Source organism: Ciceribacter sichuanensis, from assembly GCF_024055605.1.
Lineage (GTDB): Bacteria > Pseudomonadota > Alphaproteobacteria > Rhizobiales > Rhizobiaceae > Allorhizobium > Allorhizobium sichuanense.
The window spans coordinates 66867-84218 of the sequence record NZ_JAMXLX010000001.1 but is presented as its reverse complement, the minus strand read 5'-3'; the positions used below and the strand labels follow the sequence as shown (position 1 = coordinate 84218).

At 62.3% G+C, this 17352-nt stretch carries 16 protein-coding genes; 6 read left to right on the top strand and 10 right to left on the bottom strand.

What is annotated here, in order from left to right; genetic code table 11:
• Positions 1–86 precede the first annotated feature (86 nt).
• From NBH21_RS00360 to aguB, 3 genes are read left to right on the top strand one after another with little or no spacing between them, the layout of a single operon-like run.
• Positions 87–1445 carry a glutamine synthetase family protein gene (locus NBH21_RS00360; RefSeq protein ID WP_250911986.1) on the top strand — a complete coding sequence of 453 codons (1359 nt, stop codon included), beginning with the start codon at positions 87–89 and terminating at the stop codon, positions 1443–1445.
• A 3-nt stretch (positions 1446–1448) separates the two neighbouring features.
• A complete protein-coding gene (locus NBH21_RS00355; protein WP_250911985.1) occupies positions 1449–2756 on the top strand; it encodes an NAD(P)/FAD-dependent oxidoreductase in 1308 nt (435 codons plus the stop codon).
• 12 nt (positions 2757–2768) lie between these two features.
• The gene (gene aguB / locus NBH21_RS00350; protein ID WP_250911984.1) at positions 2769–3641 is read left to right on the top strand and encodes an N-carbamoylputrescine amidase; all 873 of its coding nucleotides are present in this window, start codon (positions 2769–2771) and stop codon (positions 3639–3641) included.
• A gap of 109 nt (positions 3642–3750) precedes the next feature.
• On the opposite strand, the gene NBH21_RS00345 is transcribed toward aguB, so the two are convergent.
• From NBH21_RS00345 to rirA, 3 genes are all read right to left on the bottom strand, one after another.
• Entirely contained in the window at positions 3751–4281 is a 531-nt protein-coding gene (locus NBH21_RS00345) for a gluconokinase (protein ID WP_425340362.1), read from the bottom strand.
• Positions 4282–4372: 91 nt separating this feature from the next.
• Positions 4373–5974 carry a GMC family oxidoreductase gene (locus NBH21_RS00340; protein ID WP_250911983.1) on the bottom strand — a complete coding sequence of 534 codons (1602 nt, stop codon included), beginning with the start codon at positions 5972–5974 and terminating at the stop codon, positions 4373–4375.
• Between the two features lie 235 nt (positions 5975–6209).
• Positions 6210–6686 (bottom strand): iron-responsive transcriptional regulator RirA, encoded by a 477-nt coding sequence (gene rirA, locus NBH21_RS00335; RefSeq protein WP_250911982.1) that lies wholly within the window; start codon positions 6684–6686, stop codon positions 6210–6212.
• Between the two features lie 203 nt (positions 6687–6889).
• Here rirA and NBH21_RS00330 point away from each other — a divergent pair, with 203 nt between their 5' ends.
• Positions 6890–7915: a Fe(3+) ABC transporter substrate-binding protein gene (locus NBH21_RS00330; RefSeq protein WP_250912778.1), complete on the top strand. Its 1026-nt coding sequence runs from the start codon at positions 6890–6892 to the stop codon at positions 7913–7915.
• A 50-nt stretch (positions 7916–7965) separates the two neighbouring features.
• Here NBH21_RS00330 and NBH21_RS00325 read toward each other — a convergent pair whose 3' ends face one another.
• From NBH21_RS00325 to NBH21_RS00315, 3 genes are all read right to left on the bottom strand, one after another.
• On the bottom strand, positions 7966–9042 hold the full coding sequence (locus tag NBH21_RS00325; protein WP_250911981.1) for a M48 family metallopeptidase: 1077 nt from the start codon (positions 9040–9042) through the stop codon (positions 7966–7968).
• Complete coding sequence (locus NBH21_RS00320; protein ID WP_250911980.1) at positions 9032–10105, bottom strand: YjgN family protein; 1074 nt, start codon at positions 10103–10105, stop codon at positions 9032–9034. Before NBH21_RS00320 ends, NBH21_RS00325 begins: the two co-directional genes overlap by 11 nt.
• A gap of 294 nt (positions 10106–10399) precedes the next feature.
• Positions 10400–11896, bottom strand: a complete 1497-nt coding sequence (locus NBH21_RS00315) for a CoA-acylating methylmalonate-semialdehyde dehydrogenase (RefSeq protein ID WP_250911979.1) — start codon at positions 11894–11896, stop codon at positions 10400–10402.
• Between the two features lie 115 nt (positions 11897–12011).
• On the opposite strand from NBH21_RS00315, the gene NBH21_RS00310 reads away from it, so the two are divergent.
• On the top strand, positions 12012–12893 hold the full coding sequence (locus NBH21_RS00310) for a LysR family transcriptional regulator (RefSeq protein ID WP_250911978.1): 882 nt from the start codon (positions 12012–12014) through the stop codon (positions 12891–12893).
• A gap of 2 nt (positions 12894–12895) precedes the next feature.
• Here NBH21_RS00310 and NBH21_RS00305 read toward each other — a convergent pair whose 3' ends face one another.
• The 3 genes from NBH21_RS00305 to NBH21_RS00295 are packed head-to-tail and all read right to left on the bottom strand — an operon-like array spanning position 12896 to position 14848.
• On the bottom strand, positions 12896–13498 hold the full coding sequence (locus NBH21_RS00305; protein ID WP_250911977.1) for a DUF1007 family protein: 603 nt from the start codon (positions 13496–13498) through the stop codon (positions 12896–12898).
• Positions 13495–14238, bottom strand: coding sequence for a hypothetical protein (locus NBH21_RS00300; protein ID WP_250911976.1), 744 nt, complete (start codon positions 14236–14238; stop codon positions 13495–13497). The genes NBH21_RS00305 and NBH21_RS00300 overlap by 4 nt, the downstream gene beginning before the upstream one ends.
• 4 nt (positions 14239–14242) lie before the next feature.
• Positions 14243–14848: a HupE/UreJ family protein gene (locus NBH21_RS00295; protein WP_342451970.1), complete on the bottom strand. Its 606-nt coding sequence runs from the start codon at positions 14846–14848 to the stop codon at positions 14243–14245.
• Positions 14849–15088: 240 nt separating this feature from the next.
• Between NBH21_RS00295 and NBH21_RS00290 the strand changes: the two genes are divergently transcribed.
• On the top strand, positions 15089–15784 hold the full coding sequence (locus NBH21_RS00290; protein WP_250911975.1) for a HupE/UreJ family protein: 696 nt from the start codon (positions 15089–15091) through the stop codon (positions 15782–15784).
• Between the two features lie 288 nt (positions 15785–16072).
• Here NBH21_RS00290 and NBH21_RS00285 read toward each other — a convergent pair whose 3' ends face one another.
• Positions 16073–17305: a pyridoxal phosphate-dependent aminotransferase gene (locus tag NBH21_RS00285; RefSeq protein ID WP_250911974.1), complete on the bottom strand. Its 1233-nt coding sequence runs from the start codon at positions 17303–17305 to the stop codon at positions 16073–16075.
• Positions 17306–17352: the final 47 nt, after the last annotated feature.

Genomic DNA, 17352 nt, shown 5'->3' with positions numbered 1-17352 from the left:
GCTCACAGTTAGCGCTGCATCTTCAACCGCGCGTGCGTTTTGCATGCCGACAGATCTCAGAAGTGTTTTTCATTTTCCGGTGGCCCATGGACATTGACAGCTACGCACAAGCCTTTTTTGCAGAAAACCCCGATATCGAAGTGCTGGAAGCCTTCGTAATCGACGTCAACGGCGTTCCCCGCGGCAAGTGGATCCCCCGCGAGCGGGCGCTCGACGTGCTGACCAAGGGCATGGCGATCCCGCGCTCGGTCTATGCGCTGGACGTCTGGGGCCGTGACGTGAATACGGCAGGCCTTGCCGAAGGCACGGGCGATCCGGACGGCCTCTGCTTCCCCGTGCCCGGCACACTGTCGCGCGTCACTTGGCTATCTCGGCCCACTGCACAGGTTCTCCTGCAGATGAAGAACCCCGACGGTACCGGCTTCTTCGCCGACCCCCGGCAGGTGCTCGCCAATGTGCTGGAGCGCTATGCCAAGCTGAAGCTCACCCCCGTGGTGGCGACCGAACTCGAATTCTATCTGATCGACCCCGTCCGCTCGGCGCTCGACCCGGTCCGTCCGCCGAATACCCGCGACGGTCGCTGGCACACCGGCCAGACGCAGGTTCTGTCGATCTCCGAACTGCAGGATTTCGAGGAAGTCTTCCATGGCATTTCCTCCGCCGCCCGCGCTCAAGGGGTGCCTGCCGACACGACGCTGCGGGAAAACGGCCCCGGCCAGTACGAGATCAATCTCAACCATGTGCCGGATGCGCTCGCCGCCGCCGATTATGCAGTGCTCCTGAAGCGCATCGTCAAGGGCGTGGCCCGCGTCAACGATCTCGACGCCACCTTCATGGCCAAGCCCTACGGCATGCAGGCCGGCAGCGGCATGCATGTCCATTTCTCAGTACTCGATGAGAATGGCAACAACATCTATGTCGGCGAAGACGGTCCTTCCGACGCGCTGATGCACTCGGTTGGCGGCCTCCTGGAGAACATGGGGGAGAGCATGGCGGTGTTCGCTCCCCACCAGAACTCCTATCGCCGCCTACGTCCTTCCGAGCACGCGCCGACCTATGCCTCCTGGGGCTTCGACAACCGTTCCGCCGCCGTGCGCGTGATCACCGCTTCCAAGCCCGCGACCCGCATCGAGCAGCGCGTCGCCGGCGCCGACACCAATCCCTATCTGGTGCTGGCAATGATCCTTTCTGCGGCCCTTGCCGGGATGAAGGAAAAGACCGCGCCGGGCGGCGCGATCAGCGGCGACGACCACGCGATCAATCACGAGCCCCTGCCGACCAACTGGGATCTCGCCGTGCAGCGCTTCGCCAAGTCCAGCTTTGCCTATGCGGCGCTCGGCCAGAAGTATCGCAGCCTTTATACAGCCTGCAAACAGCAGGAAATCTCGGAATTCTCCCTGCGCGTCACCGATGTCGAATATGACGCCTACATCCGCACGGTGTGACCCATGACCAGCACGAACCAAACCTCCGCCACCAATCCCGGCCACGCCCCTTCCTGGTATGCCCATAGCGCCAATGACAAGCGCGTGCGCGAAAGCCTGAAGGGGGAACACACCGCCGATGTTTGCGTGATCGGCGCCGGCTTTACCGGTATTTCGGCGGCGCTCCAGCTTGCGGAAAGCGGCTTCAAGGTGATCGTCGTCGAGGGCGAGCGCATCGGCTTCGGCGCCTCCGGTCGAAACGGCGGCCAGATCGTCAACGGCTACAGCCGGGACCTCGAGGTGATCACCAGGCGCTACGGACCGGACAAGGCGGCGAAGCTCGGCGCCATGTCGCTCGAGGGCGGCAACATCATTCGCGAACGCACAGCGAAATACGGCATCCAGTGCGATCTCGTCGATGGTGGTTTCTTTGCGGCCTTCACCGACAAGCAGGTGCGCGAGATGGCGCATGTGAAGGCCAACTGGGAAAAGCACGGCCATACCGGCCTTGAGATGGTCTCCAAGGCCGACGTCGGCAAATACGTGAAATCCGACCGTTACGTCGGCGGCATGATCGACCGCTTCGGCGGCCATATCCACCCGCTCAACCTCGTGCTCGGCGAAGCCGCAGCCTTCGAGGGCCTGGGCGGCAAGGTCTTCGAAAAGTCGCGCGTCACCGGCCTCGACATGGGCGCCAATCCTGTGGTCCGCACGGCAGAAGGTTCGGTCAGGGCGAAGTATGTCCTCGTCTGCGGCAATGCCTATCTCGGCACCATGCTGCCGAAGATCACCGACAAGATGATGCCCGTATCCTCGCAGGTGATGGCGACCGAACAGCTCGACCCGAAGCTGATCGAGGAACTGCTGCCGGCCAATTATTGCGTCGAAGATGCCAACTATGTGCTCGATTACTATCGTCGCACGGCCGACAACCGGCTGCTTTATGGTGGCGGCATCGGCTATGGCGGCCAGGATCCGGCAAACCTTACCGGCGTCATCCGCCCCAACATGCTGAAGACCTTCCCACAGCTTGCCAATGCGAAGATCGAATTCGCCTGGAGCGGCAATTTCGCCCTGACGCTCACGCGTATTCCGCATATCGGCAAGCTCGCGGACAATGTCTATTTCTCCCATGGCGACAGCGGCCACGGCGTGACGACCACGCATCTGCTGGGCAAGATCCTCGGCGAGGCGGTCGCCGGCCATGCAGAGCGCTTCGACGTCTGGGCCTCGCTGCCGGCCTTCCCCTTCCCCGGTGGCAAGACCTTCCGCGTGCCACTCACCGTTCTCGGCGCGTGGTGGTACGGCCTGCGCGACAAGCTTGGCGTCTGAGGAGAAGGCCACATGGCACACGTTACCGTCGCGGCCACCCAGATGGCCTGCAGCTGGGATCTCAAGGGCAATATCGAGCGGGCAGAGACCCTGATCCGCAAGGCTGCCGCCGATGGGGCGCAGATCATCCTGATCCAGGAACTGTTCGAAGCCCCGTATTTCTGCCAGGACCAGATCGCCGAATTCTTCGACATGGCAAAGCCCTTCGAGAGCAATCCGCTGATTGCACATTTCGCGAAGCTCGCGGCTGAACTGAACGTGGTTCTACCCGTCAGCTTCTTCGAAAAGGCCGGGCAGACCTATTTCAACAGCGTCGCCATCGTCGATGCCGACGGCGCAGTGCTCGGCCTCTACCGCAAGAGCCATATCCCTGATGGTCCGGGCTATACGGAGAAGTATTACTTCTCTCCCGGCGATACCGGTTTCCGGGTCTGGCAGACGCGTCACGCGAAGATCGGCGTCGGCATCTGCTGGGACCAGTGGTTCCCGGAAGCTGCCCGCGCCATGGCCCTTCAGGGCGCCGAACTCTTGTTCTATCCGACCGCAATCGGCTCGGAACCGCAGGACCCAACGATCGACAGCGCCGCTCACTGGCAACGCGTGATGCAGGGCCATGCCGCCGCCAACGTGGTGCCGGTCATCGCCTCCAACCGGATCGGGAAAGAGCCGGGCCGCAAGGGCACCGAACTTACCTTCTACGGCTCGTCCTTCATCGCCGACCAGACCGGCGCCAAGATCGCCGAGGCCGACCGGACGAGCGAGACGGTGCTCACCGCCACTTTCGATCTCGATGGCATTGCGAAGCAGCGCACCGCCTGGGGCCTCTTCCGCGACCGCCGGCCGGAACTCTACGAACCGCTGCTGACGATGGACGGCCGCGCCTGATCCTCTTCATGCGATCAAGGCGTCCACTACCTTTGAGGGCGCGTTTTCCCGTTCATGCCGGCCGTCTGCCGGCAAACACGGAGGGGAAACGGCAGGCGGATAGAGGCTTTCACGTCTCCTGCGCCAGCCCTCGTATGGCATTTTCGACAATGTCCTCCACGCTCCGATCGATATCGACCGTCACCACGCCCGCTTCACCCGTCGGTACTTCCAACGTCCGCAACTGGCTCTCCAGCAGCGAAACAGGCATGAAGTGTCCGGTGCGTGCACCCATGCGAGACAACAGAAGCTCCGACGCTCCCTCCAGATAGACGAAGGACAGCCGATCCGATGTCGCCCGTCGCAGCCGATCGCGATAGACGCGCTTGAGTGCCGAGCACGAAACGACGATCCCCTCGCCGCGATCGAGCGCTCCGGCCATCAGCATGCCGATCGTTTCCAGCCAGGGCCAGCGATCCTCGTCCGTCAGCGGAACTCCCTGTGCCATCTTTGCGACGTTCTCGGCAGGATGCAGGCTGTCACCTTCGACGAAGGCAAGGCCAAGCCGTTCGGCCAGCAAGGCGCCTACCGACGACTTGCCGCAACCGCTGACCCCCATGACGATGATTGTCCGCGGCACTATCGGTTTCGTCTCAGCCAAGGCATCCTCCTTCCCGCAACATACATGTTGCAGCGGAAACTAGACGTGCCGGATGTAAAATCCAAGCCACCTGCGAACACCGCCCCAGCCCTCAGACATCAAGAATGGAGGCCGCGATCTTCTCCGCCATCATGATCACAGGCGCATTGGTGTTGCCGCCGATCAGGGTCGGCATGATGGAGGCGTCCACCACCCGCAGCCCCTCGACACCGCGAACCCGCAATTGCGGATCCACGACGGAATCCTCGTCCGCACCCATGCGGCAGGTGCCGGCCGGATGATAAATGGTGTCGGCGCGGGCACGGATCGCGGTTGCAAGCTCGCTGTCGGTATTGCCGACGGAATTAAGTTCGCTGCGCCGGTAGCGATCGAGGGGTGTCGCCTCCATCACCTCGCGCGTCACCTTCGCCCCGACAATCATGCCGGCCATGTCCCTGCTGTCCGAGAGGTAGGCGGGATCGATCAGCGGGGCGACGCGAGGATCGGAACTCTTCAGGCCCACGCGTCCGCGCGAATGGGGCCGCAGCAGGCAGACGTGGCAGGAATAGCCATAGCCCAGATGCAGCCTGCGGGCATGATCGTCGACCATGGCGACAACGAAATGCAACTGGATATCGGGACGGTCAAAGCTCGGATCGGTTTTCAGGAAGGCCCCCGATTCCGCGAAGGTCGAGCGAAGCAGGCCCGTTCCCTCGCGCCGCCATTCGCCCACGGCCCGCGCCATGTCCCGCATGCCCGTCAGCCCGATGCCCATCATATCTGGATCGTCGGAGCGGTAGACGAGCGTGTAGTCGAGATGATCCTGCAGGTTTGCGCCGACCTCCCGGCGATCCGCAATCACGGAAATCCCGAAACGACGCAATTCATCCGCCGGACCGATCCCTGACAGCATCAGCAGTTGCGGCGACTGCAGGGCTCCGCTCGCGACGAGCACCTCACGCCCCGCGCGAACCGTGGCTTCCTTTCGTCCCTGCCGATAGACGACGCCAGTCGCCCGGCCGTTCTCGATCAGGATGCGCGTCGCCCGCGCATGGGAGATGACCGTGAGGTTCGCCCTTTCCTCCAGATGATCGTGCAGATAGGCGGCAGAAGCGGAACAGCGTTCGCCTTTCTTCGGCCCCTGCCAGAACTGGGTCGCCTGATAGAGTCCGAACCCTTCCTGATCGAGCCCGTTGAAGTCGTCGTTTCTCCTGAAGCCACGCAGCTCACCCGCCTCGAGGAAAGCCCGGTTGATAGGCCTTGCCCAGTCGGGATCGCTCACCTGAAGGGGCCCGCTTGCGCCATGCAGCGCATTTTCACCGCGGATATTGTTCTCCGATTTCAGGAAATAGGGCAGCACATCGGCATAGGACCAGCCGGAGCAGCCCGCTTCAGCCCAGCCGTCGTAATCCGAGGCGTGACCGCGGACATAGAGCATGGCGTTGATCAGGCTCGATCCGCCGAGACCCCTGCCCCGCGGCTGAAAGCCGCACCTGCCGTTCAACCCCGGCTGCGGTTCCGTCTCGAAACACCAGTTGGGGCCTTTCACCCGCCCCGGCACAATAGCCACCGCGCCTGAAGGGACACGCAACAAAAGGTCCCGCCCAAGCCCTCCAGCTTCGATGAGGCATACCTTCACGTCGGGGTTTTCGCTCAGGCGCGATGCCAGAACGGATCCCGCCGACCCACCGCCGGCGATGACATAATCATACATTGAAGGCGCTCCTCCCAAAGCTGCCATGGGCCGGATGACCGACCATCGGCGGAAGCGACCTCCATCACTTCCGTTTACGTAAACGTATTTTGAAGATCGCCGCCGCTCAAGGGGGGCCGGATGGATCGGGCGACTTTTTCTGTCCGAATGGCATTTGGGGCACGGGAACAAACGAAAACCCCGCCGGGCCGGTTGGCACAGCGGGGTCCGAATGAACAAAAGCGAGTCGGCCCGATCAGGCAGCCGGTGCCGGAATGGCGGCCTTGGGCTCGAAATCGTTGATGCCGAGCAGGAAATTGATCTGCGGGCGGGCCTTGACCAGATCGTCGATGGTGTAGCCGCTGAGCACCTCGAAGAAGGCGCCGAGCGCCTTGCGCAGCGCGGAGTTCAAACCGCAGCTGTCAATCAGCGGACAGTCGACGTCACCATCGTCCTCGAAACATTCCGCCATGGCGAAGCTGTCTTCCGTGACCTTGACCACGTCGAACAAGGTGATTTTCTCCGCCGGACGACCAAGGCGTACACCACCGTTGCGGCCACGAACGGTTTCCACCAGTCCGGCCTTGTTGAGCGGCTGAAGAATCTTGAACAGGAACAGCTCCGATACGCCATAAGCCCTGGCGATTTCCGGGATCCGGCTCAGATGCTCTTTGTTCGCGGCGCAATACATGAGCATGCGCACTGCGTAATTTGTCTGCTTTGTCAAACGCATGCCTGACTCCCTGACTCGTTTGAAGCCTTATATAGCGTCTTTTATAGTTTTGAACAATTCCAAAATACTCAAGTTCAGCGTTCACGTGCCCGTGACTGAAACCTAGCCGCATTGACAGCTTTCCGCAATTCATGATTAGAACGCTCAACTAATATCTAATATGGAATGCACCAGAGGAGGTTTCCATGCTCTCGGCAAAAACAATGCGCGCCGCGCTTCTCGCCACTGTGTCTTTCGGTATGATGGCAGGCGCCGCGCTTGCCGATGGCGAGGTGAACGTCTACTCCTACCGCCAGCCGGAACTGATCCAGCCTCTGCTCGACGAATTTACCAAGGAAACCGGCATCGCGACCAACGTGCTCTTTCTCGACAAGGGCCTGGTCGAGCGCATCGCCGCCGAGGGCGCCAACTCTCCCGCCGACGTCATCCTGACCGTCGACATCGGCCGCCTGATCGAAGCCAAGGACGGCGGCGTCACTCAGCCGGTGCAGAACGACATCATCAACAAGGACATTCCGGCGCAGTACCGCGATCCGGCGGGCGAGTGGTTCGGCCTGACCACCCGCGGCCGCGTGGTCTATGCTTCGAAGGAACGCGTTCCGGAAACGGCAATCACCTACGAAGAACTGTCCGATCCGAAGTGGAAGGGTCGCATCTGCGTGCGCGACGGCCAGCACTCCTACAATATCGGCCTGTTCGCCTCGATGATCGCCCATCATGGTGCCGACTATACCGAGAAGTGGCTGGCTGGCCTGAAGAACAACCTCGTCCGTAAGCCTGACGGCAACGACCGCAGCCAGGCCAAATCGATCATGTCCGCGGAATGCGACATCGCGCTGGGCAACACCTATTACGTCGGCCTGATGCTGACCAACGACAAGGACCCGGAAGAGAAGGAATGGGCTGCCGCCATTAAGGTGCTGTTCCCCAATGCCGCGGACCGGGGCACCCATGTCAATATTTCCGGCATGGCGCTGGCCAAGAACGCCCCCAACAAGGACAATGCCATCAAGCTGATGGAATTCCTGTCCTCCGGCAAGGCCCAGGAAATCTATGCGGATCAGGTGTTCGAATATCCGGTTCTGCCGGGCGCCAAGGTCTCGGACGTCGTTGCCTCCTTCGGCCCGATCAAGCCCGACACGCTGCCGCTCGTCGACATTGCCGCCAATCGCAAGCTCGCTTCCGAGCTGGTCGACAAGGTCGGCTTCAACGACGGTCCGACCCAGTAAAGACGGTCCAGTCCCTCACAATGACAGGGGCGGCTTGAGGCCGCCCTTTTTCATTTGCGGATTTCCTTCGCCCATTCGTCGATCTGGCGGCGGCGCTCTGGCGTGCCGGGGTGGGTCGAGAGGATGGAGGTTTCGCCGCTGTCGCCGAGTTTCTTTTCGATCAGTTCGAAGAAGCGGCCGATTGCCGCCGGATCGTGGCCCGCCTTGGCCATCAGTTCGACCGAAACGTGATCCGCCTCGCTTTCGGCAGAGCGCGAGTAGGACAACGAGATCAGTGCTGCGCCGTTGGTCAGGATGTCCTCACCGACGGAGCCGATATCGCCGGCGATCAGCATGACCAGCCCGGCCATGCCGGCCGCCCGATAGAGCTGGCGCAGCGAATGGGTCTTTTCCACATGGCCGATCTCATGGGCCAGAACGCCGAGGATCATCTCGCTGTCGCCGGCCGCAAGGTCGATAAGCTCGTCGGTGATAACCAGCGTACCATCCGGTAGAGCGAAGGCGTTCGGACCGATCAGGCCGCCCTTGCGGAAATTGAGATCGTAGCCGTCCTTGCCGCGCACCGAATAGGCAGCAAGCGCTTCGAACTTCTCGGTCAGCTCCCTTTGCCGTTCTTCCGGCAGCCCGCTCTTCGAAAACACCGCCTGGTCCAGCGAAGCGAGCGTTCCCGAAGACATCATCTTCGGCACCACGGGTGGCGTGACGGCCACGGCGACCTCAACCAGCGCCGGCAGGGCGAAACGATAGACGAGGCCTCCCAGCAGGACGATTCCGAGAACGAAAGCGATCAGCCGGGGATGGAACCTCTCCAGCTCATGGACGAACCCATGGTGGCGGGAGCGGGTCTTTCTCAGCCAGGCATCGACGGCATCATTGTCTGCAGTCTCGAATGTCGATCCGTCGACGAAACCGACGCGGCGGGGGATATTGCCGACACGATCGGAGATCGTCACCCGGCGAGCGTCGTTGAACGCGGCGGGATCGCCCGCCGCTTCTCCTTCGAGGCGCACCAGAAGAGTGCTATCGCTGGCGAAAAGCGTCGCGGCCAGCGCCTTGCTGGAGCGTGGCGGATGCCAGTGTCCACGGGCGATGATCCGCGCCTCGCTGCCGGTTGCCTCAGAAGCCAAAGTCGAAGCCTTCCATATCGATATATTCAGCCGTCACCGCCGAGCCCGTGTCTTCGATGGAAGCAATGACTTCACCGATATTGCCATCGAAGGCAATGCCGGAATGTTCGACCGTGTAGCGTCGCTCGCGGATCGCCGCCCAGGGGCGCATCAGTCCGAAGGACAACACGGAGACAACGAGGTTCGATACCACGATCCAGAAATAGCGAAGCCGTGACAGATCGCTGTAAAGCCTGTGGCGTCCGTCGAGCAATGTCGCCTGCATGACGACATTGCGCACGCCGACCCGATAGAAAATGGCAGCGACGGCATAAAGCACCAGCAGCGGAACCAGCGTGCCATAGATGGCGCCCACGATCTGGATGGTCCGCTCCTCCTCGGTGAGGAAATCCATATTGGACGCGGTTGCCGCATAGAACAGGAAACCCATTCCCGCCGCGATGACGAAGCCGACAAGCGAAATCAGCGCCGAGATCCACCAGACGCCATAGAGCTTGCCGATACCGGGATCCGTCGCAAAGGCACGATCGCCGTAGCGCAGGTTGTTGAAGATGTAGCGATAGAGCCAGCGGCTGGCGAAAGGCGCCAGAATGCCGAGCGATACGATCGAGATGAGGCCGCCGAGAATGATCGCCACGAAGGCGCCCCAGGTTTTGCCGACGAAATCGAAACGGATATTGCGATAGCTGGTCACGCGGGCATTGAAGCGCAGGCTGCGCGCGACGATCCACGGCAGCAGGAGCAGCATGCCAACCGCCAGCACCGCGCCGGCCAGCGGCATGATTGTCAGCACGATGTTGTAGACGATCAGATAGGCGACGACGATGACGCGGCCGATGAGGATCTGCTTGCCTCGGGCATGGTAGTCGAAGGAGTGGCCGTCGAGGAAGGTATTGCCGTAGAAATAGCGATTGCGGCGCACTTTCGCCCAGGCGGAATAGATCCCGATGGTGACGATCGTCAGCAATATATTGACGATCCAGATGCCGAAATACTCGCCGGCGCGCCCGCGAAACTCGCCGCGTGTCACCGTCGACGCGGGAGTAAATTGTAATGCTGCCATTTGCGCCCCACTTGCTTCTGTCGATTCAGCGGATTCGGTCCCCCGACCGCATCCACAGATAGACCTGCCACGGCCACGCCCTTGTCGCAAGTTGTGCGCAACGAAAAAACGGGCCTCTTTCGAGACCCGTTTTCGAGTTCTTCAAAGTATTTGCAGACCTCTCACCGGTGGAGAGGTCAAGCGCATCACTTCATCGTCGGCATGACGAATTCGGCACCGTCCTTGATGCCCGCCCGCGTGACCGCGGCAAACGCAGTGCCGCGGTCACGCGCAAGCTGGAAACCCCGGAGGGCATCACTTCATCGTCGGCATCACGAATTCGGCGCCATCCTTGATGCCCGAAGGCCAGCGGCTGGTGATCGTCTTGGTGCGGGTCCAGAACTTGATCGAGTCCGTGCCGTGCTGGTTGAGGTCACCGAAGGAAGAGGACTTCCAGCCACCGAAGGAGTGGTAGGCGAGCGGAACCGGGATCGGAACGTTGACGCCGACCATGCCGATATTGATGCGGGAAGCGAAGTCACGGGCAGCGTCGCCGTCGCGGGTGTAGATCGCGACGCCGTTGCCGTATTCATGCTTCATCGGCAGGGCAAGAGCATCCTCATAGTTCTTGGCGCGAACGACCGAGAGAACCGGTCCGAAGATTTCTGTCTTGTAGATGTCCATGTCCGGGGTGACGTTGTCGAACAGGCAGCCGCCGACGAAGTAACCGTTCTCATAGCCCTGCAGCTTGAAATCGCGGCCATCGACGACGAGGTCGGCGCCCTGGGCGACACCGCTGTCGATCAGCGACCTGATGCGGGCCTGGGCTTCCTTGGTGACGACCGGACCGAGATCGGCCTTCTCGTCGGTATAGGGGCCGATGCGAAGCGCTTCCACCATCGGCGTCAGCTTTTCGATCAGGCGGTTAGCGGTTTCCTCACCGACCGGAACGGCAACCGAGATCGCCATGCAGCGTTCGCCGGCGGAGCCGTAGCCGGCGCCCATCAGGGCGTTTGCGGCCTGGTCCAGATCGGCATCCGGCATGATGATCATGTGGTTCTTGGCGCCGCCGAAGCACTGGGCGCGCTTGCCGTTCATGGCAGCGGTGCCATAGACGTAGCGGGCGATCGGGGTGGAGCCGACGAAGGAGACCGCGCTGATTTCCGGATGAGTGAGGATCGCATCGACCGCGCCCTTGTCGCCATTGACGACGTTAAGGACGCCTGCCGGCAGGCCGGCTTCGATCATCAGTTCGGCCAGACGGATCGGAACGGACGGATCGCGCTCGGAAGGCTTCAGGATGAAGGCGTTGCCGCAGGCGATCGCGGGAGCAAACATCCACATCGGGATCATGGCCGGGAAGTTGAACGGAGTGATGCCCGCGCCGATACCGACCGGCTGACGGATCGAATACATGTCGATGTTCGGGCCGGCGCCTTCGGTGAATTCGCTCTTGGAGAGGTGCGGAATGCCGATGACGAATTCGCAGACTTCAAGGCCGCGGATGATGTCGCCCTTGGAATCTTCGACCGTCTTGCCATGCTCCTTGGAGAGCATTTCAGCCAGTTCGTTCATGTTCTTGTTCAGGAGGTCCACGAACTTCATGAACACGCGGGCGCGACGCTGCGGATTGGTCGCGGCCCAGCCGGGCTGGGCGGCCTTGGCGTTCTGCACGGCGGCATCGAGTTCGGCATCGGTCGCAAGCGCGACCTGCGCCTGGATCTCGCCTGTTGCCGGGTTGTAGACGGGCGACGTACGCCCGCTGGTGCCGGGGACATGCTTGCCGCCGATGAAATGACCGATCTCATACATGGATGAACCTCCTCAGGGGTCTTTTTGTGATGGCGCAGCTTCCCACTTCGATTTGCGCAAGGCAATGATCTGGATTACAGAACCGTTGTGCATTTTTCGACACAAGGTATGCGAAATGAACTGGGACGATGTGCGCATGTTCCTTGCTGTGGCCCGCTCCGGGCAGATCCTTGCGGCGTCGCGGCGGCTCGGGGTCAATCACGCAACCCTGTCGCGCCGGATCACCGCACTGGAAGAAGCATTGCAGACGCGCCTGCTCGTCCGCCGCACCAATGGCTGCGAGCTGACGCCCGAAGGGGAGGTCTTCAGCCGCGCCGCAGAGCGCATGGAAACGGAGATGCTGGCGGCGCAATCGGATATCGGCCGCGTCGACAGTGCGGTCGCCGGCACGGTGCGCATCGGCGCGCCGGATGGTTTCGGCGTCGCCTTTCTCGCTTCCCGTCTCGGGGAACTGACTCGGCGTTATCCCGCCCTCAAGATCCAGCTTGTGCCGGTGCCGCGCGCCTTCTCGCTTTCCCAGCGCGAGGCCGATATCGCCATCACCATCGAGCGACCGGAACAGGGACGGCTGATTTCCTCGAAACTCACGGACTACACCCTCGGCCTCTATGCTTCGCGAAGCTACCTCGATGAAGCCGGGCTGCCCGGGACCGTCGAGGCGCTGAGGGAACACCGGCTGATCGGCCATGTGGACGATCTCGTCTATTCGGCATCGCTTGCCTATACCGGCGAGGTGATGCGCGGCTGGGATTCCAGCTTCGAGATATCCTCCGCAATCGGCCAGACGGAAGCCGTGCGCGCCGGCTTCGGCATCGGCATCCTGCATGATTACATCGCGCGGCAGCACGACGAACTCGTGCGCGTTTTGCCCGGGGTCGTCATTCGCCGCGCCTATTGGACTACCTATCACGAAAGCGCCCGCGAACTGGTGCGCGTGCGCACCGTCGTCTCCTTCCTGCAGGAACTCATCGACGAGAACCGGCAGATCTTCGTCTGAGATCAGCGGCAGGTCAGGGTGATCGCCTGCGGTACGACCAGCCCGCCGAAATAGGCCCGATCCGGCCGGTCGGTAACGGTGTAGGCGCAATGCCCCTCGTCGCCCCGGATCAGCACCGGCCTGTCTTCGGCCAGCCGGAAGGCCACCGTATAATCCCGGTCCCGATGCATGAGGGTCAGGCTTTGACCCGCACCAATCGCAACAGGGGCCTCCAGCCGAAAGCCAAAGGTGACCGACACGCTGCCGGCCTGGGCGGTCACATGGAAGGCGTCCGGCTCTCCCATCTCGAGCGGCTGTTCTCCGAGAACCAGGTCAGTCAGGAAGTCCCTGTTAGCGAGATCACCGGTCAGCGCCTGACGCAACCCATCGGCTTCGCCGTCATCGAACATGCCGTTGCCATCATGATCGAAGCGGGAGCGCAGCCGGGCGCTGTATTTCTCGTCGAAGGCAAAGCTTTCGGCAACGGACACCAGCCGCCCGTCCCTGATGTCGAACAGGACACGCGCAGTGACCGCGATATCGGGATGGGCAATTGCGGAGGAAGCGGACGCCAACACAAACAGGCAGGCGACGGCGAAAGGATGATGACGGGAAGAGAGGCTCATTTTGCCTCTCCCGCGCGGTCCAGCTGCTCCAGCACGGTCTCGAAACCGGCGAACTCCCCTGTCTCCACCACCGCCGGAAACGGCGGCGGAACGAGGCCGTTCTGTTTTGCCGCGAGATGCGCGCCACCATAGAGAAAGCCGATGGCGATCAGCCAGCTTGCGAAGATCCGCGCCCCGATCATCGCCCAGGCCTGCTGCAAGGCGGCGGCGAGAAGCGCCATGCCGGTAACGATCCAGATTTCTGCAGCCAATGCCGAAGGCAGGTAGCTTCGGGCATGCAGGGTTACGTCGCCAAGCAGTCCGGCAATCGCCAGCACAGCGCCGGCCGGAACCAGAAGAGGCAGGGCCAGCCATGGCCGGATGCTACGCGAAAGAACCAGAGGCAGGCCGATCAGCAGGCAGGCTATGGGGCCGGCAAGAAACATGTTGGCCGCGGCCCCCGGCACCGGCGCCATCAGTTCGTAGAATTTTTCGCGGAAAACGAAACCGAGCGCGACGCCGGCAAGGAGGAGCACGATTGCCGAAGCCAACACCTTGCGCGGCAACTGCCCGATCAGGATGCCAAGCCCCAGAAGCGGTAGCAGGCGCTCGGCAGTCAGAACCGAGGCAAGCGGCCAGTCGACATAATCGCCCGGCGATTTCAGAAGGAAGGAAAGGAGGATGACGGCCCCTCCCCCGATGGCCAGCACAAGGCCCGGCCAGAGCGGGAGAGAACCACCGGATGGCGACGCAATGCGCACGGTCTCAGGCGACGAGGAAATAGACGCCGCCGAGACCGATCAGGCCACCCACGGCGCGGGAAAGTTCCCCGCCCCGGAAGCGCTGGAAGGCAAGCCCGACGGAAATGCCGAGAAGGTGGATAAGGCCGGTCGCGACGACAAAGCCGATGGCATAATCGGCCGGATCGGTGGCCGTCGGCAGTTCCGCGCCGTGGGCATAGCCATGGAAGATGGCGAAGACGCCGATCACCAGCACGGCCAGCCATTCCGGCGGGCGCCAGACGAAGGCGATGGCGGCACCCAGAACGATGATCGAAAGAGCGATACCGCTTTCCACCGCCGGCAGCGGCACTCCGGCAATGCCCAGCATGCCGCCGATGACCATGATCAGCGGGAAGGCAATCGGCAGGCTCCAGACGGAACGGCCGCCCATCTGAGCGCCCCAAAGGCCGACGCAGAACATGGCCAGCAGGTGGTCGGCACCGGAAAGCGGATGCTCGAAACCATGAAGAAAGCCACCTGCCTCGCCCTGCAGGATATGAGCCTCGGCAACAGCCGGAAGCACAAGCGAAGCGGCAAGACCGAGAAGGGCCGGTACCGCGAGTGCTCGCGGCATCTTCGAAATCTGCATGATCAAATCTCCAAAAATCCAAAGCCGGTACAGCGCAAGGCGGTCGCCCGCGACGCTGGTCAAACGGTCGCTGAATCGCACTCGCACCGTCTGCTGCGAAAGCGAGAGCGCATCCGCCCGTGCAGCGTCCGGCCGCTCGGACTATATCCGAATCGCCGAAGATTGTAGATGGGTCTGTGTCGCAGGCGTGGCGGAATGATCCGCCCATAACGATCCGCATGACGCCTCCGGAGAAATCTGATGATTCGTTTTTCCATGTCACCCCGCCGTATGCGTGCCATCCAGTTGCCCGTGTTGCCGTCCGGCGAGCCGGCGCTCGCGCTCGGTCCGCCGCCTAAACGGGCGCTGGCACTTGCCCTCCTGAATGCCGTTCTGGCGCTGCTTGCTGCGGGCGCCTTTGCCTCCCCGGTCGCAGCACACGATCTCGGCGGCCCCATGGGCGGCTTCGGCAGCGGTTTCGGTCATCCGCTTGCGGGTTTCGATCACTTCCTCGCCATGCTGGCCGTCGGTCTGTGGGGCGCGCAGATGGGCGGTCGTTCGGTGTGGACACTGCCCGCCACCTTTCCGCTGATCATGTGCATCGGCGGCATTATCGGCATGTTCGGCCTGATCCCGGATGAAACGATCAGGATCGCCATCGCCGTTTCACTAATGGTGCTCGGCGGCGTCATCGCCGCCGGATGGCGTGCACCCGAATGGGCAGCCCTGGTAATCGTTGCCCTGTTCGCCCTCTTCCATGGCTACCCGCACGGCCAAGCGACCCTCCGGGCCGCCGATCCCGCAGCCTTCACTGTGGGCTTCGTGGTCTCGACCGGCGCCATCCATATCCTCGGCATCGGCGTCGGCTATGGTCTGAAAGGCATATGGAACGGCAATCTGGTGCGCGCCCTCGGCGGCGTCATCGCCGTCTGCGGGGTGTATTTCCTGTTCAAGTAGGAGGCGGAATTCCGCATCAGCGGAGCTTGAGGCCACTTGGGTACTTACCTCTACAGCTCATGACGGGCACGCGGCGCTTTCCACCTCGTCATTCCTGTGCTCGTCACAGGAATCCAGCCAGCCCAAGTCCTTGGGCTGAAAGGTCTTTTGACCCGACCGACGTCGGGTCGCTGGATGCCTGTGACAAGCACAGGCATGACGGAAGGATGACTTTGTGCCCGCCGTAACCAGTAGCCTCGCTTCGCCTGCGCTCTGAGGCCTGCCTCAACGACAGGCTCTTGTTCGGCCTCAGCGCAATCTTGAACACGCCTCGGCTATACGCTTCAGGGCCTCGATCAGTTCGCTTTCCGCACTCGCATAGGAAATGCGGAAGAAGGGCGAGAGGCCGAAGGCGGAACCCGGCACCACCGCGACATTGGCGTCTTCCAGAAGATAGGCGCAAAAATCGGCGTCGGTCGCGATCAACTTGCCGCCCGGCGTGGTCTTGCCGAGAACGCCGGCGCAGCCGGAGAAGGTGTAGAAGGCGCCTTCCGGCACCCGGCAATCCAGCCCTTCGATGGCGTTGAGGCCAGCGACCACGAGGTCGCGGCGGCGCTGGAAGCTCGCCTTGCGCTCGGCGAGGAAATCCTGCGGGCCGTTCAGCGCGGCAACGCTCGCCGCCTGGCTGACCGAGGACGGGCAGGACGTCGCCTGGCTCTGCACCACGGCCATGGCCTTGATGAGATCGCGCGGACCGCCGGCATAGCCGATACGCCAGCCGGTCATGGCATAGGCCTTGGACACGCCGTTGACGGTGAGGATGCGGTTCTTCAATCGCGGCTCGATGGCAGCCGGGGTGACGAAACGGAAATCGTCATAGACGATGTGCTCGTACATGTCGTCGACCAGCAGCCAGACATGCGGATGGCGCAGCAGGACATCGAGCAGCGGCCGGTAATCCTCCTCGCGATAGGCCGCACCCGACGGGTTCGAAGGCGAGTTCAGGATCAGCCAGCGGGTCTTCGGCGTGATCGCGGTTTCAAGCTCTTCGGCCTGCAGGCGGAAACCGGCCTTGGCATCGCAGGCGATCAGCACCGGCTTGCCCTCGGCGATCTGCACGATATCGGAATAGGATGTCCAGTAAGGCGTGGGGATGACGACTTCGTCACCCGGGTTCAGCGTCGCCATCAGCGCGTTGAAGAGGATCTGCTTGGCACCGGTCGCGACCGTGATCTCGTCCAGCGCGTAGTCGACACCGTTTTCGCGGCCGAACTTGTCGCGGATCGCGGCCTTCAGTTCCGGCGTGCCATCAAGGGCGGTATACTTGGTCTGGCCGGCCTGCAACGCCTTCCAGGCGGCTTCCTTGATGTGATCGGGCGTATCGAAATCCGGCTCGCCGGCACCGAGGATGATGACCGGGCGGCCCTCGCGCTTCAGCGCCTGCGCCTTCGCGCCGAGCTTGACGATTTCAGAAACGCCGATGGACGAAATACGCGAAGCCGGCTGGAATGTAGCCTCCTCGACCTTGGTATTGATGCTCATTGCGCAGTCCTCATTGCCTGATAGCCGCCCTTGCGACGTGAATTGAG

Coding starts and splice junctions, on each gene's coding strand:
- NBH21_RS00360 (WP_250911986.1), top strand. CDS start 87: ATGGACATTGACAGCTACGCACAAGCCTTTTTTGCAGAAAACCCCGAT.
- NBH21_RS00355 (WP_250911985.1), top strand. CDS start 1,449: ATGACCAGCACGAACCAAACCTCCGCCACCAATCCCGGCCACGCCCCT.
- aguB (WP_250911984.1), top strand. CDS start 2,769: ATGGCACACGTTACCGTCGCGGCCACCCAGATGGCCTGCAGCTGGGAT.
- NBH21_RS00340 (WP_250911983.1), bottom strand. CDS start 5,974: ATGTATGATTATGTCATCGCCGGCGGTGGGTCGGCGGGATCCGTTCTG.
- rirA (WP_250911982.1), bottom strand. CDS start 6,686: ATGCGTTTGACAAAGCAGACAAATTACGCAGTGCGCATGCTCATGTAT.
- NBH21_RS00330 (WP_250912778.1), top strand. CDS start 6,890: ATGCGCGCCGCGCTTCTCGCCACTGTGTCTTTCGGTATGATGGCAGGC.
- NBH21_RS00320 (WP_250911980.1), bottom strand. CDS start 10,105: ATGGCAGCATTACAATTTACTCCCGCGTCGACGGTGACACGCGGCGAG.
- NBH21_RS00315 (WP_250911979.1), bottom strand. CDS start 11,896: ATGTATGAGATCGGTCATTTCATCGGCGGCAAGCATGTCCCCGGCACC.
- NBH21_RS00310 (WP_250911978.1), top strand. CDS start 12,012: ATGAACTGGGACGATGTGCGCATGTTCCTTGCTGTGGCCCGCTCCGGG.
- NBH21_RS00305 (WP_250911977.1), bottom strand. CDS start 13,498: ATGAGCCTCTCTTCCCGTCATCATCCTTTCGCCGTCGCCTGCCTGTTT.
- NBH21_RS00295 (WP_342451970.1), bottom strand. CDS start 14,848: ATGCAGATTTCGAAGATGCCGCGAGCACTCGCGGTACCGGCCCTTCTC.
- NBH21_RS00290 (WP_250911975.1), top strand. CDS start 15,089: ATGATTCGTTTTTCCATGTCACCCCGCCGTATGCGTGCCATCCAGTTG.
- NBH21_RS00285 (WP_250911974.1), bottom strand. CDS start 17,305: ATGAGCATCAATACCAAGGTCGAGGAGGCTACATTCCAGCCGGCTTCG.